The sequence below is a fragment of the Vicinamibacteria bacterium genome (assembly GCA_035620555.1).
Lineage (GTDB): Bacteria > Acidobacteriota > Vicinamibacteria > Marinacidobacterales > SMYC01 > DASPGQ01.
Genome location: DASPGQ010000401.1, coordinates 1 through 13,930, shown reverse-complemented (window position 1 = coordinate 13,930; position 13,930 = coordinate 1). Strand labels below are relative to the sequence as shown.

Annotated in this window: 15 protein-coding genes; 8 read left to right on the top strand and 7 right to left on the bottom strand. The window is 63.4% G+C overall.

Annotated features, from left to right (window positions below; translation table 11 throughout):
* The coding region (locus VEK15_16380) for an ATP-binding protein (GenBank protein ID HXV62279.1) at nt 1–2,141 on the top strand (2,141 nt) is incomplete at its 5' end.
* 26 nt (nt 2,142–2,167) lie between these two features.
* Here VEK15_16380 and VEK15_16375 read toward each other — a convergent pair.
* Entirely contained in the window at nt 2,168–2,797 is a 630-nt protein-coding gene (locus VEK15_16375) for a response regulator transcription factor (GenBank protein ID HXV62278.1), read from the bottom strand.
* Nucleotides 2,798–3,536: 739 nt separating this feature from the next.
* The gene (locus tag VEK15_16370) at nt 3,537–4,709 is read right to left on the bottom strand and encodes a VTT domain-containing protein (protein ID HXV62277.1); all 1,173 of its coding nucleotides are present in this window, start codon (nt 4,707–4,709) and stop codon (nt 3,537–3,539) included.
* Between the two features lie 278 nt (nt 4,710–4,987).
* Here VEK15_16370 and VEK15_16365 point away from each other — a divergent pair, with 278 nt between their 5' ends.
* Nucleotides 4,988–5,113, top strand: coding sequence for a hypothetical protein (locus VEK15_16365; protein HXV62276.1), 126 nt, complete (start codon nt 4,988–4,990; stop codon nt 5,111–5,113).
* A 35-nt stretch (nt 5,114–5,148) separates the two neighbouring features.
* Here the strand turns inward: VEK15_16365 and VEK15_16360 are convergent, their stop codons facing one another.
* Together VEK15_16360 and VEK15_16355 are read right to left on the bottom strand one after the other, a co-directional pair.
* On the bottom strand, nt 5,149–5,439 hold the full coding sequence (locus VEK15_16360) for a hypothetical protein (protein HXV62275.1): 291 nt from the start codon (nt 5,437–5,439) through the stop codon (nt 5,149–5,151).
* The gene (locus VEK15_16355) at nt 5,436–5,894 is read right to left on the bottom strand and encodes a hypothetical protein (GenBank protein ID HXV62274.1); all 459 of its coding nucleotides are present in this window, start codon (nt 5,892–5,894) and stop codon (nt 5,436–5,438) included. The genes VEK15_16360 and VEK15_16355 overlap by 4 nt, the downstream gene beginning before the upstream one ends.
* 225 nt (nt 5,895–6,119) lie before the next feature.
* On the opposite strand from VEK15_16355, the gene VEK15_16350 reads away from it, so the two are divergent.
* Together VEK15_16350 and VEK15_16345 are read left to right on the top strand one after the other, a co-directional pair.
* Nucleotides 6,120–6,467 carry a PadR family transcriptional regulator gene (locus VEK15_16350; protein HXV62273.1) on the top strand — a complete coding sequence of 116 codons (348 nt, stop codon included), beginning with the start codon at nt 6,120–6,122 and terminating at the stop codon, nt 6,465–6,467.
* The gene (locus tag VEK15_16345; protein HXV62272.1) at nt 6,464–9,097 is read left to right on the top strand and encodes an ADOP family duplicated permease; all 2,634 of its coding nucleotides are present in this window, start codon (nt 6,464–6,466) and stop codon (nt 9,095–9,097) included. Before VEK15_16350 ends, VEK15_16345 begins: the two co-directional genes overlap by 4 nt.
* A gap of 197 nt (nt 9,098–9,294) precedes the next feature.
* On the opposite strand, the gene VEK15_16340 is transcribed toward VEK15_16345, so the two are convergent.
* The gene (locus VEK15_16340) at nt 9,295–9,702 is read right to left on the bottom strand and encodes a gamma-glutamylcyclotransferase family protein (GenBank protein HXV62271.1); all 408 of its coding nucleotides are present in this window, start codon (nt 9,700–9,702) and stop codon (nt 9,295–9,297) included.
* A gap of 196 nt (nt 9,703–9,898) precedes the next feature.
* Here VEK15_16340 and VEK15_16335 point away from each other — a divergent pair, with 196 nt between their 5' ends.
* A complete protein-coding gene (locus VEK15_16335; GenBank protein HXV62270.1) occupies nt 9,899–10,249 on the top strand; it encodes an EamA family transporter in 351 nt (116 codons plus the stop codon).
* Nucleotides 10,250–10,287: 38 nt separating this feature from the next.
* On the opposite strand, the gene sigJ is transcribed toward VEK15_16335, so the two are convergent.
* On the bottom strand, nt 10,288–11,160 hold the full coding sequence (gene sigJ / locus VEK15_16330) for an RNA polymerase sigma factor SigJ (protein HXV62269.1): 873 nt from the start codon (nt 11,158–11,160) through the stop codon (nt 10,288–10,290).
* A 309-nt stretch (nt 11,161–11,469) separates the two neighbouring features.
* Here sigJ and VEK15_16325 point away from each other — a divergent pair, with 309 nt between their 5' ends.
* The gene (locus VEK15_16325) at nt 11,470–11,688 is read left to right on the top strand and encodes a hypothetical protein (protein ID HXV62268.1); all 219 of its coding nucleotides are present in this window, start codon (nt 11,470–11,472) and stop codon (nt 11,686–11,688) included.
* Nucleotides 11,689–11,936: 248 nt separating this feature from the next.
* A complete protein-coding gene (locus VEK15_16320) occupies nt 11,937–12,113 on the top strand; it encodes a hypothetical protein (GenBank protein ID HXV62267.1) in 177 nt (58 codons plus the stop codon).
* Here VEK15_16320 and VEK15_16315 read toward each other — a convergent pair.
* Nucleotides 12,110–12,613, bottom strand: a complete 504-nt coding sequence (locus VEK15_16315; protein HXV62266.1) for a GNAT family N-acetyltransferase — start codon at nt 12,611–12,613, stop codon at nt 12,110–12,112. The genes VEK15_16320 and VEK15_16315 overlap by 4 nt on opposite strands.
* Before the next feature lie 230 nt (nt 12,614–12,843).
* On the opposite strand from VEK15_16315, the gene VEK15_16310 reads away from it, so the two are divergent.
* Nucleotides 12,844–13,930 (top strand): ABC transporter permease (locus VEK15_16310; protein HXV62265.1); only part of this gene is annotated, 1,087 nt, incomplete at its 3' end.

The following is a 13,930-nucleotide window of genomic DNA, read 5'->3' as shown; positions in this document are numbered from 1 at the left end:
CCATGGCAGCCAAGGCAGAACGATTTCTCTGGACGGTCAGCGCCGAATTCCTGGAGGCGGAATATCACTTTTACGGCGCGCTGGCGCGGGCCGCGGCCGCGGATTCGGCAATCCCGGACCAGCGACGCGAGCTGCTCGCGGACGTCGTCGCCCATCACCGGAGACTTCTCGAATGGGCCGCAAACTGTCCCGAGAATTTCGAGAGCCGCGCCGCGCTGGCCGGCGCAGAGATCGCCCGCCTCGACGGGCGGAACCTGGACGGCGAACGATTGTACGAACAGGCCATCCGATCGGCCCGCGTGAACGGCTTCATCTGCATCGAGGCGCTTTCGAACGAGATGGCCGGGCGCTTCTACGGCGCTCGCGGGTTCGAGACCAGTGCGAGCGCCCATCTCAGAGAGGCGCGGAATTGCTATCAGGCTTGGGGAGCCGAGGGCAAGGTGCGGCAACTCGATGAGCTCTACCCATACCTTGGACAGGAAGAACGCCCGCCGGACGCGCGTCCCATCATCAGCGAGCACCTCGAGCACCTGGAGCTCGCAACGGTCCTCAAGGCTCTGCAAGCCGTCTCCGGCGAGATCGTGCTGGAACGCCTCATCGATGCGCTGATGCGCATGGTAATGGAACACGCCGGCGCCGAACGCGGGGTGCTGCTGCTCACCGGAGTGGGCGGACTGCTGGTGCAGGCCGAAGCGACGATCGGAAAGGACGCGATCGACGTTCGTGTGCGCGAGAAAGCGGTTTCTGCCGACGACCTCGCCGAGACGGTGGTCCAATACGCGGCACGCACGCAGGAAAGCGTCATTCTGAACGATGCATCTTCGTCCAACCCGTTCTCCACCGACGCATACATCCGCCGAACGCGCGCTCGCTCGATCTTGTGCCTGCCTCTGGTGAAGCAGGGGCGGCTGATTGCCCTGCTCTACCTGGAGAATCACCTTGCGGCCGGCGTGTTTACGCCCGCGCGCATCGCCGTGCTCCAGGTGCTCGCGCCCCAGGCGGCGATGTCGCTCGAGAACACCCGCCTGTATCGGGAGCTCGAGCTGCGGGAAGCGAAGATCCGCCGGCTGGTCGACGCGAACATCGTGGGCGTAGCCATCACGGGCGTGGACGGCACAATCCACGGGGCGAACGATGCCGCCCTCGAAATGCTCGGGTACACCCGGGAGGATGTCCGATCGGGACGAGTCGGTTGGCGGGATCTGACACCACCAGAATGGCAGGAGGCGAGCGATCGGGCGGTGGCCCAGCTGCAAGCAACGGGAAGCTTCGACCTCTTCGAAAAGGAACTGTTCCGGAGGGACGGCACCCGCGCCCCGGTGCTGCTAGCCGGTGCCGCACTCGACGATAGAAGGCAAGAGAGCGTGGTGTTCGTGATCGACCTCACCGAACGGAAGCGCGCGGAGGCGGAGCTTCGTCGGGCACAGGCGGCGCTCGCGCGCGCCCAGCGGGCCAGCACGCTCGGTGAGATGGCGGCCGCGCTCGCGCACGAGATCAGGCAACCGATCGCGGCGACGATGGTCGATGCCACCGCCTGCCTGCGAGCGCTCGATGACGATCGCGTGGATCTGCAAGAGGCGCGAAGGGCCGCCTCCAAGATGGTGGAGGAGGCGACCTGGGCCGACGAGATCATCCATCGCACGACTGCGCTGTACAAACAAGAAACGCCCCGGCTCGAGCGCGTCGACGTCAACGCCGTAATTCGTGAGATGACCGTCCTGCTGCAGAAGGAGGCTGGCGCGTACTCGATCTCGATTCGGACCGAGCTCGCGGAGAGTGTCCCCGATGCACGGGCGGATCGCGTGCAGCTGCAGCAGGTGTTCATGAACCTGATGGTGAACGCCATCGAGGCGATGAAGGACACAGGTGGCGAACTGACGATCCGGTCGCAGGTGAATCAGGAGGGGGAGCTGCTCATCTCTGTGAGCGACATGGGCGTGGGGCTACCGCCGGAGAACGCAGATCGGATCTTTGACGCCTTTGTGACCACCAAACCGCAAGGCACCGGCATGGGTCTCGCCATCACCCGGTCGATCGTGGAATCTCATGGCGGACGGTTGTGGGCGACCGCCAACGCCGGCCCGGGCGCGACGTTGCTCTTCACCCTGCCCGCCGAGACAGACGATGACCTCGCCCACTAAGAGGGTCACCTGTGGCGCTCGAGTGCCTACAGCTCGATGATGCCACGTTTCAACGCAATCGTGACGGCGTGGGTCCGATCGTTCGCGCCCAGCTTCGAAAGAATACTCCGAACCCGCCCCTTCACCGTGTCTTCCGTGGTGCCGAGTCGATCGGCAATTTGCTTGTTTGCGTTACCGGCGGCGATCAGGTGCAAAACCTGGATCTCAGCGGGCGTCAGTGCGTCGTCGGCCACGTGCTCGGCCAGCTCGAACGACACTTCGGGGGAGAGTGTCTTTCGTCCGGCGTGGACGGCTCGGATCGTGTTGGCAAGCTCCTTGTGAACGAGGGTCTTCAACAAGTATCCCGACGCACCGGCCTTGAGCGCACGAACGGCCTGGACGTCTCCAGAGTACGTGGTGAGGACGATGAACCGTGCGTGGGGGAACTCACCCCGTATCGCGATCATGGCCTCGACACCGTTGATATCCGGCAAACACAAGTCCATCAGCGTGATATCGGGGCGGAGCGAGCGGAACTGCTCGATCGCTTCGCGCCCCGTCGCCGCGTCGCCCACGACGGCCATGTCGGGCTCGCTCGCCAACAGCGCCGCAATCCCTTCGCGCAGAAGCCCGTGATCGTCGACCGTCAAAATCCGGATGGGAGCTTCACCCCTCATACGCGGACCTGGCGTAGGCAGTTCCTCTAAGCCTTTCTCGTTCCGGGAACGGTTCAGACCCGCGGTCTGGGCTCCACAGGCCACCAAACGGTTCGAGGAGGACATTGTCAGCGTCGTTCCACTTGTTACGAATCTCTTACTGATCCCGCCGCTCGGCTCGGTCCGCGACGGAAAGCACAAGCTTACTACTAATACTATTAAGGATGATAGGCTGGCGAAATGGCCTTGGCGTCGGCACTCGCGCTTCCTCGGACCCCACAGCCGCGTGGTCTTACGGAAAGGTCCTTCTCCATAGGGAGACGCCGCATCGCGTCGACGTGGTGCGGTCGGTCGAAATACGTCGATAACGCTCAGCCGAGGATGCTGGTCGCAGCGCCGGTGGACCGTTTGATTGGCCGGGCGCTTTCGGCTGAGGAAAGACCCCTCTTCTCCCCAGATCGGATCGTATTCCTCAAAATAGCGGTTTCAGAGATTCGTGTCGTGCGGGTCGGTAGTTCAGGAAGTTATCGCGAATGGGAGCGTGCTCCCAGAGGAAGGACCACACTTATCCTGATAGCACTGCGGGCAGAGCTCGTTGGCCCAGTCGGCCTTGATCATCTTGGGACGGCTACCGTTGTGACGTTGTGACAGCTCTCACATCCGATGAGTCCCTCGCGGATCCGGTGATGCGAGGAGGGCAACTACTGTACTCGAACCCGCCAGTGGCACTCGAGGCAGACGGTCGACGAACCGATGCTCTTCAGCTGGTTACTCTCCGACTCGAAGTTGTGTTCCGATGAACTTTGTCAAAGCAGCTATCCCATGGATCCTCGTCGCCGTCGCGCCATCGGCGGAGGTGCCGCAGGCGGCGGCGAGTTCCCTTCCGCCGAAGCTCGAGATGCGCCCTCCGCCACGACGTCGCGACCTTCTTGTTGACCTCGGCCTGCGTCGGATAGGGGTGAATCGTGCTGGAGAGGGTCTTGGCTCCGGCACCGGACTTCATCAACACCGAGAACTCACTGATCAGGTCCCCGGCGTGAGCCACCATCACAGTGGCGCCCATGATCTTGTCCGTCCCCTTCTGGATGTGTACCCGGGCGAAGCCTTCCCCCTCCCCATCGAGAATGGCGCGGTCGACTTCGTCGAGCTCGTAGGTATGGGTCTCGACCTCGATTCCTTTCTTCTTCGCTTCCGCCTCGTACATCCCCACGTGGGCGATCTCCGGCTCGGTGTAGGTGCACCAGGGCGAGGATCCCGAGAAGGGTGAAGGCCAAAAGACGTTGGGAGACGCGATCTCTTTCAGAGAGTTGATCGTTCCAAGCTGCCGGCCGGCATAGGCATAAACGAAGCTCCCGGGAACGATCCCGATGCCGGTGGCCGCGACGTAAGTCCCGACACCCACCCGGGTCAATCCCGAAACCAGGTTCACGAGAAAGAAAGGAAAAAGCGGGATCAGGCGGAGGGTCATCAGATAGCTGAACGCGTTCTTCGCGAATCCCTCCTGAATCGGCCCCAAGTGGTTTCCGAACCGGGCTTCCACCCAATCTTGCAGTAGGTACCGGGCGGCGAGAAAGGCAAGGGTGGCGCCGCTCGTCGCACCAATGTTCACGAACACGGTCCCCCAAAATCCGCCGAAGAGAAAGACTCCTGCGAGGGTCAGGATCACCGCACCGGGAAGCGAGAGCCCCGCCACCAGGCAATAAGTGGCAATGTACAGAGCCATTGCGAGGCTTGAGTTCGCATCGGTGAATGCCAGGAGTCGATCTCGGTTCGCCTTGAGCGCATCGAGCGACAGGTAGTCGCCGAGGTCGAAATGGAAGAACGCGGCCACGGCCGCGACCAGAATCGCAGCCACGACGAGCTTTCCCGCGCGGGTACTCGCCCGCGGGGGGGACGACTCCATCGACCTGGGCACGATCGCTTCTTCGGGCATCGCGATTTCTCCCGAGGTTCCCGCAAAACTCCCACTCCCGCCGCCTGCAAGGCCGCCTCAGAAGGGGGAATAGAGGCTCAAGACTTCATAGATGGAAATTCGCGTGAAAAGATTTCAGGATTGGCCACGCCGAATCGCGACGCAGTGATCCTCCGTGATTCCCACCGGTGTCGCCCGAATGCTCGCGGAGCTCACTCCACCGGTCGAGCTGACCGAGCGCGAGGTCGAGGTACTGAGGCTGGTGGCGAAGGCTTCCGCGACAATTGGAGCTTGCGCGGGTGCTCGGCCGGACCGAGAGCACGAACAAGGTGCACGTCAAGAGCATCCTGAAGCTCGGGGTTCAGGACCGAACCGAGGCGGTGACCATCGCTTTCCAGCGCGGAATCATTCACCTCGACGACTGATGCAAGTCAGTGCGATTTGCGGGACGTCGGCGGCCTCACTTCCTTACGAACCGATCCAGCGAGGCGAGCACGTCCGAGGCCTGCAGATTTCCCTTGATACCCGCGTCCATAAACAGGTCCATCACTTCGGACTGACTCCGGCGGAGGAGTTGGGACGCCCTGCGCAAAGTGATCCTTCCATCCCGGTAGAGATTTCCGACATAAGTTTCGAATCCCATCCTGATGAGTTTCCTCATGGCGGTGGATTCCTCGATCTGCTCTTCTTTCTCGACGACGGCAATGGCCTCCGCCATCTCCTTCGGAATCCGGATCGATTTCGTCTTCACTGATTTCTCCATCCATCCAAGAAGAGCTTGACGATACCGTATTCTTCCTCGCTGATCATCGGGGCGAGTGAATCCAGCTTGTCCAGGGCTTCGCCAAGCGCCAGCTTCCCGTTCTTGACCAGCGCGGCAATCAGGACGGCCGGGGTCAGGTAAGGCAGGTGGAAGAGGCGCAATCGCTTGATGAATTTTCTGTCATCGCTGCAGATGGCATCGTAATGTCCCGACTGGAAAACAGAGAAGACCTCTTCCTCTCCCCTGGAAACCGAGCGCTCCCCCGCGCTCTGGGACAGCAATTTCCTCTGGAAATTCTCTCTCACGATCTCGGCATCCGGGCGGCCGCCGCCCTCGTCGACGACCTCCTTCCGCACCCGTGGCGGAATGACAACGGTAAAGCTCTGGCAAACGACCTCCTTCAGCGAGGACTTCGCAAGCTTGATCAGACAGTCCGAATCCATGAGCAACCGCATTATGTATTGCATTGTAATAAAACGATGACGCTGGTACAAGAGAGCGTCTATGGATTCGGAGAAAAGGTTGTCATGGAGAGCCCCCCCGCGGTGTCGTCCAAATGGCGCACCAAGGTCCCTCATAAGCGCGGTGTGGCTTCGGGCGCACCAGTCCTCTTGACAGTCTGGAGGAACGCGGCTTAGAGTCTCCTCCAGAGAATCTGGAGGAGAGCATTGGGAGAGTCCGGTGACCTCTTGCAGGGAAGTCTCGAGCTGCTGGTGCTCAAGGCCCTGTCCCTCGAGCCGATGCACGGCTGGGGGATCGGCCAGCGTATCGATCAGCTGTCGCGGGACGTGTTCCACGTGACCCAGGGCTCGCTGTATCCAGCGCTACAGAGAATGCTGCGCAAGGGGTGGATCCGAGCCGAGTGGCGGGTGACTGAGAACAATCGGAGAGCGCGCTACTACCGGCTGACCGCCTCCGGCCGGCGGGAGCTGGAGGCGAAGGCGGCCCGGTGGCGCCGCACCTCCGACGCAGTGAATGGAATCCTCGCCCTCCGGTCGTCGGAAGGAACGATGTGAGCCGCATCTCCGATCTGATCGAGCGCCTTCGGGCCCTGGTTTTTCCCTCCCGGCGCGAGCGGGAGATGACCGAGGAGATACGCTTCCACATCGAACGCGAGGTGGAGGAGCGCGTCGGCCGAGGCGCCGATCCGGGAGCAGCGCGCCGGGAGGCACTGGCCACGTTCGGAAACATCGAGGCCGTCAAGGAAGCCGTGCGCGACGCGAGCGGCGTCCGACTGCTTCAGGACCTCGGCGCCGACTTCCGATATGGGCTGCGCTCGCTCGGACGCGACTCGTTGTATACGACGGCGGTGGTCACGGTCCTGGGTCTGGGACTCGGCGCGGCCGCGACCGCTTTCGCGGTGGCGGATTCCGTGCTCCTCTCGCCGCTTCCGTACCGAGAGCCCGATCGCCTGGTTCGGGTCGGCCAGCTCTACCAGCAGAACTCGACGGTGTGGCAGCTATCGACGGTGGACGCGCAGGCGATTCTGGAACAGCAACGCAGCTTCGAGGTGTTCGGTCTGGTCGCCTGGGGGGAGGCGACGCTCTCCGGGGTGGGAACGCCGGAAAAGGCACCGATTGGCGCAGTGACGTCGGGATTCTTCCGCGCGCTCGAGGCCGACGCGGCCGTCGGGCGGGTGGTCACGCCGGAGGACGAATGGGCGGATGCCGAGCCGGTGGCCGTCGTCTCCCACGCTCTGGCGAACCAGCGCCTCGGTGGGGCCGAAGCCGCGGTAGGCCGCGCTCTCACCATCGACGGGCTGAGCCATACCGTGATCGGAGTGTTGCCGGAAGGCACCGAGAAGCTGGGCGGTGTCCGCGCGACGGCTTGGCCGGTGCTCAAACTGCGGCCACCCGAGCGACGGGGCCCGTTCTGGCTGCGTGGCATCGGCCGGCTGCGCGAAGGCGTCACGCTCGACGACGCCGCGCGCGACATGGAGGCCATCAGTAAGCGGATCTTCCCCGTCTGGGCCTCCAGCTTCCAGGATCAGACGGCTCGGATCGCTCCCATGCCACTACGCGACACGATCGTGGGCGATGCGGGAAGGGCCGTGGGACTGTTCTTCGCCGCGGTGGTGCTCGTTCTTCTCGTGGCCATTGCTAACGTGACGACCCTTTCTCTGGCACGCGCCTCCGCGAGAGAGTCGGAGCGGGCACTACGCGTGACGCTCGGCGCGGGTCGCGTACGGCTCGCGAGGCTACCGCTTGCGGAAGGACTGGTGATCGGGCTCGCGGCGGGGCTCCTCGGCTTCGGGATTGCGGTGCTCGGCTTCCGGATTCTGGGGCAGTTGACACCGAATCTGCCGCGCGTAGACGAGGTGGCGATCGATGGCCGCGTCGTCGCGTTCTTGGTCGCGTGCGCAATCCTGAGTGGAATTCTCGTGAGCATCTCGACGATGCTCGCGGCTTTCCGGAGCTCCTCGGCGCCGGTCGGACAAGGCGACGGACGTCGCACCGGCTCGGACCGTAGAACGACGGCGTTCCGTAGCGCGCTGGTCACCGCGGAGTTCGCTCTGGCGTTACCCCTCCTGCTGGGATCGAGCTTGCTGTTTGTCAGCTTCTCACGGCTGCAACGAGTCGATGTCGGCTTCGATCCGGAAGGGGTGGTGAGCCTCTCGCTCGCGCTGCCGGATGCTCGGTATCCAGGATATGCGGAAGTGCAAACGTTCTGGCGCCAGCTGGAGCAGCGCGTGGCCGAGGTTCCGGGCGCTTTCGCTTCCGGACTGACCAGCGAGTTGCCTCCGGGACAAGCCGGAAACATCAACAACTTCAATCTGATCGACCGCCCGGTGCAGCCGGGCGTTGCCGAGCACCTCGCGCCATGGCTGGTCGTCACACCGGGGTTCTTCGATGCGCTTCAGATTCCCCTTCTGGAGGGACGTTGGTTCACCGAAGCGGACTCGGCCACCGGACCGCCCGTCGTCCTGGTGAGCCGCTGGTGGGCGCAGCGGTACTACCCCGGAGAGTCGGCCGTCGGAAGGCAGATGATCGAAGGTGGCTGCGTAACGTGCGATCCCACGACGGTCATCGGCGTCGTGGGAGACGTGAAGTACCTCGGGCTCGCGGAAACGGGCGACGCCGTCTACTCTCCCCTCGCGCAGTCGCAGGCGCGAACCGCACACCTGGTGGTGCGGAGCCGCGCGCAGCCTGCCATCACGTTAAAGGCGGTCCGGGAAGTCGTTGCCGGACTCGATCCCGAGCTATCCATGGAAGAGCAGACGTTGGAGGCGCGGCTGGCCGACGCCCTGACGGGCCCAGGCCGCTCGACGGCGCTCCTCTCGGTGTTCGCGTTCGCGGCGGTGGCCCTTGCGGCGGTGGGCATCTTCGGCCTTCTCTCGTACACGGTTCGCCAGCGGCGACGGGAGATCGGGGTCCGGATCGCACTCGGTGCCGCTCCATCCGTTATCACGCGGATGGTGGTAGGGCAAGGGATGAGTTACGCCACGGCCGGCACGGTGGTGGGACTGGCATTGACGATTCTCGAGGCGCGCTGGCTCGATTCGTTCCTCTACGGCGTTTCCGCGTCTGACCCGCTCACGACCGCCGCCGCCGCCGTGGCCCTTCTCCTCGTTGCGGCCGTGGCCTGCTGGCTCCCCGGCTTCCGCGCCTCCCGCATTCACGCGGTGGAGGCGATCGCGACGGAGTGATCTCGATTCGGTCGAGGCGCGTCATCCCGTCGCCGAGAGAGCGAGCGTAAGCGGTCAACGCGAGTTCCGTAGAGACCCTAAACCGCCCCTTCGTCCGGTTCTTGGGGATGACGCCGAGTCGCTATCGCGAGCTCGCCGAGCGGTCGGTGCGTTCCATCGCCGACTGACGGCAGACCCTGTCCTTCCACGACACTCGATCATTCGAGAGACGCAACGTACTCGTCGGGAAGCCCGATCTTTTGCGCCAGCGCGCGGAGCTTGGCGGCGTACTCCGGATTCCGTTCGCGGGCCGACTGAGGCTGTGAAAGATTGTAGCAAAGAGCTGCGATCAGGCCTCCGCTTGCCAGCCGCGCGAGCACGGCGGTGGGCCGGTAAGCTTGCACACTCGGTTCCGAATAGAGGCGATTCAGCTCGGACAGCGAGAGTGTGAACACCAAACCATGGACGCGGCCACCCGGCGTTGGAACGAGCGTTGCCCGCTGGCCGATTCGGAGGGTAAAGCCTTCGACCATGGCGAGCTCACCGCCTTCTGCTCGAACGCCCTTCGAACGAAGAAGGTCCTCGTCCATGAAGAGTCCATAGAAGAAAACGTCTGCGCGTCGCAAGGTTCTGCTCCTCTCCGAAAGTACGTCCTCGGGCACCGCCAGATGGACGCGGTGGGACTCTCCGGCCCAATCTCCTAACCAGTAACTCGGCTTTCGCAAGTGAAAAGATATCAACTCGGTCTATCACTGTCGCGGACTTGCACCGATCCATTTCCGGCATGCTTCGAGCCACGCTAGAAGGATGCCAAGGCTTCGCATGATCACGCCAATCCGAGCTTCCTTCGCCGCGTTCCTCCCCGAGCTCCTGGCCACCCTCCGCACCGCCCCGATCCCGTCGACACTGGTGGTCCTCTTCCTCGGAGTCGGACCCTCGGCCGTCGCCTACCTCGCCTGGGCCCACACGGTTTCGAAGATGTCCGTCTCGGCGGCGGTCGGCTACTTGTACCTCGTTCCGATCCTCGCCCTCGCTCTGGGATGGCTACTACTCGACGAGGCTCCACGATTTCTTGCCCTCGCTGGAGGGGCGACGACCCCGGGCGGAGTGGCTCTCGTTCGGCAAACTAACGCACGACGAGCGCGGCAGTTTCGCCTCGATTCGTCCGGTTAGAAACCATCCCCTCAGCATGACATGACAAGCCCCGACGATTAATCGCCTAGGGCCGAAAAGTCGATGCGGCGCAGGCGCTCGGGATCGGCGAGGATGTCCATTGCGACGATCTTCCCGTCCCTTACCGTGAAACCGGTTAGCGAGAAGACCTTTCCCTGCGGCGCGGCGACGACTCCCATCGCGCCGTTCACCAGCAGGCGGCGTAAAAACGGTGCAAACTGCGAGAACGAAAGAGCCTGGCGGGCCACCTCGCTCGCGCCACGAACGACTTTCGACGCGCCCCTCGCGGCGTCGACGCGGAGAACCACCTCCGGATCCAGCACGGCTACGATCGCCTCGAGGTCACCGTCACGCGAAGCGGCGAGGAACGCGTCGACGATTTCCCTATGGCGGTCGAGATCGGAATCGGGGACCGGCGCTTGCTGCACACGGCCGCGCGCGCGGCTCGCGAGCTTCCTCGCGGCGGTCGGGGTGCGCCCGACAATCGAAGCGATGTCGTCGAAGGGAACGTCGAACATGTCGTGCAGCACAAACGCGACTCGCTCCGCGGGAGACAGACTCTCGAGCACCACGAACAGCGCCAGACCCACCGAGTCGGCTAATAGCGCCTGGTTTTCGGGATCCACCCCTTCGAGCGGACTCACGATCGGCTCCGGCAGATACACCTCCATCGGCTCCTCGCGCCGTGACTTTCGCAAGCGCAAAAGGTCCAGGCACACCCGGCCGACCACCGTTGTCAACCAGGCATTCAGATTCTGGATGTCGCCGGCCTGGGTACGGCTGAGCCGCAGCCAGGCCTCCTGCACCGCGTCGTCCGCCTCGTTCAGCGAGCCCAGCATCCGATAAGCCACGGCCCGAAGACGGCTACGGTTCTCCTCGAAACGCTCCGCCAGGACAGTATGTTCTCCCATCGGTCACATTTCTCCACCGCGATCCGTCATAGATGGTGAGCACGGATGAGCCCGGAGGGACCCGACGATGTCCCTGGCAAGGTTCAGCTCGACGGGAGCCATTTTAATGATGGGGCCGATCAGGATCCAAGGCATCAAGACTGGTACTTACCCGTCCGGCGACGTCGAGCGTGCGGCGGCATTGTTCAGCACGTTTCTGACTTCGACGCTGACCGGCGAGCACCTTGCGGCATTCGTCAGCAGCCGTCCGGAGGGCTGTCCCAACAGGTGTGGCCGATCCGCATCGGGCTCATTTCAGAGGAGGTCCCATTGAACTGGAGCGCATGGATTCGGCAGACCCACCGCTGGCTGTCCATCGCCTTTACGGTGACTGTCATCGCCAATTTCGTCGCCTTGGCACGGGGGGAGCCTCCTGCCTGGGTGACCTACTCGCCGCTGCTCCCGCTCGCCTTGCTCCTGTTCACCGGTCTCTATTTATTCGTGCTGCCGTATGCCACCAAGTGGCGCAACGGGCGCCTCGCTAACTGAACCGGCGGCCGCCCGCACGGCTCATGGATCCCGACGTACGTCATTACCATAGAATTCAAGATCAATTACCTCCGTCCTGCGAAAGGAAATCGCTTGCTCTCAAAGGGCCAAACACTTCGAGCGGGGGACCGGATCGTCGTCGCGGAATCGGAAGTCTATTCCGTTGAAGATAGCCGCGAGGTTCTTGTCGCCAAATATACTTCGACCCTGGCCGTGATCCCGTTTCGAGCACGAAGATGATGGCCCCCTTGGCTGGAGAAGTCTCGGCGGGAGACTCGGTCCAGCTCGCCCGCCTGGTCTGGGCGGCGGTTCATGGAATCAGCATGCTGCGGCTTGCGTCTGATCTGGGCTCGAATAGCCCTGGCCGACGTCTCGTCGAGCTCAGCTGCGAGATCTTCGAGATCGGTTTGGCGCCGAAACACTAAGCCTGAACGGAATTCGTCGAAGCAGGGTGCGTCAGGGATTTTTCATAACGCCAGACCTCGAGCGGAAAGATTCCGTTCGACGTCTCCAAGCGGTTAATCATCGTCCCCACTCGATGCCACCCGGATTTCTCATAGAATCTGGCAGCTCGCTCGTTTCCGATGGCGCACGCGAGCCAGGCCGTTTCGATGCCGTCTTCGACCAGCCGAGCCTCGGCATCGGCAATCAGCGCGCCGGCGACTCCCGCACCGCGTGATTGCGCCGAGACGTAGAGTTGATAGAGCTCGTCGCCCTTCACCACGCAGAATCCAACCGGGGCTCCCACGGGACCCGCCACTCGCACGCTCGGAAGAATCGCCTCGAGCCTTTCTCGGAAGCTTTCCCAGCTACGAAGCCGAGCCAGTTGGACGGGCACGATTTTCGCGTGCGCATCATTCCAGCCGTCGTACCAGATCTCGGTCAGTCGACCGATCTCATGCCCTTCGGCGGATCGGACGTTCACGACACCCCCTCTTCGACAGCCGGTCACATCGGCTGTGTGCGCGCACACCTTTTCTGGAGGTTAGGCTCCACGAAGGATACCACGGCCGAGCTTGGGCTCGACCGATGAGTTTTCCAGTGCCCGGGAGTCTATGATGTCGAAAGCTCACGGACGGAAAGGAAGAAGTTGCAGCACGGCTGGCGAAATAGGCGAGATGGGGACATGTATCGTTTGATCGGGGAGGCAGGTGAATGAGCATCGTCACGGATATGTGGATTGCGTTGCGGTCCTTGGCAAGGGTCAAGGGACTCGCCATCACGGTGATCCTCACACTGGCGCTCGGGATTGGCGCCAATGCGGCGATCTTCAGCGTCGTCGAGGGTGTTCTGCTGCGACCGCTCATCAATCGCGACGAAGACCGTCTGATCTACATCCGCCACAGCGCGCTCGGCATCGGCGTCGAGAATGCCGCCTTCTCCGTACCGGAAATCCGGGACCTGCGCGAGGGCGTCACGACGGTGACCGACTTCGGCGAGTTCTCCACGATCGAGTTCACGATGATCGGGCTGGGCGAGCCGCGGGTCGTTCGTGCCGGAGTGGTCGATGGATCGTATTTCGAGGTCATGGGACTGCGCCCCGCGATGGGCCGCTTGCTCGGCCCGAATGACGACGGGCCTCAGGCAGCGGGGGCGGCGGTGCTGGTGCATCGTTTCTGGACCACTTCGCTGCAGAGCGACCCGACGGTGCTTGGAAAGACGCTTCGACTCGGTGAGCGATCGGCGACCATCGTCGGGGTTCTCGAGCCCTCCATCCCCTATCCCGCCGAGACCGAGATCATCGCGAACGTCGTGACGAGCCCCCACCACCTCTCGGCGACGATGGAGGATGGCCGCGTGCATCGGATGACAGAGGTCTTCGGAAGGCTCGCTCCTGGTGCCGATCTCGAATCGGCCCGCGCCGAGCTGCGCGCCGCCCACGGTGCGATCCTGGAGGAATATCCTGAGGCGTACCCGGAGGAAGCCGACTTTCGCATCGACGCGGTTCGGTTGCGCGATCAACTCGCCTCTCCGGCGAGAACCGTTCTGCTGGTGCTCCTTGCGGCGTCGGCGCTGGTTTTCATCATCGCCTGCTCGAACGTGGCCAACCTGATCCTCGCGCGCTCGGTTCGACGCGAAGGCGAGCTCGCGCTCCGGGCCGCGCTCGGCGCGAGCACGGGGGCGCTGCGGCGAACGCTTCTCGGGGAAAGTCTGCTCCTCTGCGGGACGGGCGCCGTCCTCGGGGTCATCCTCGCGCGACCGATGGTAGCGATTCTGGCTCAGTATGCCGCGCGCTTTTCCG

Coding starts and splice junctions, on each gene's coding strand:
- sigJ (HXV62269.1), bottom strand. CDS start 11,160: ATGGGAGAACATACTGTCCTGGCGGAGCGTTTCGAGGAGAACCGTAGC.
- VEK15_16355 (HXV62274.1), bottom strand. CDS start 5,894: ATGGATTCGGACTGTCTGATCAAGCTTGCGAAGTCCTCGCTGAAGGAG.
- VEK15_16335 (HXV62270.1), top strand. CDS start 9,899: ATGATCACGCCAATCCGAGCTTCCTTCGCCGCGTTCCTCCCCGAGCTC.
- VEK15_16375 (HXV62278.1), bottom strand. CDS start 2,797: ATGAGGGGTGAAGCTCCCATCCGGATTTTGACGGTCGACGATCACGGG.
- VEK15_16370 (HXV62277.1), bottom strand. CDS start 4,709: ATGCCCGAAGAAGCGATCGTGCCCAGGTCGATGGAGTCGTCCCCCCCG.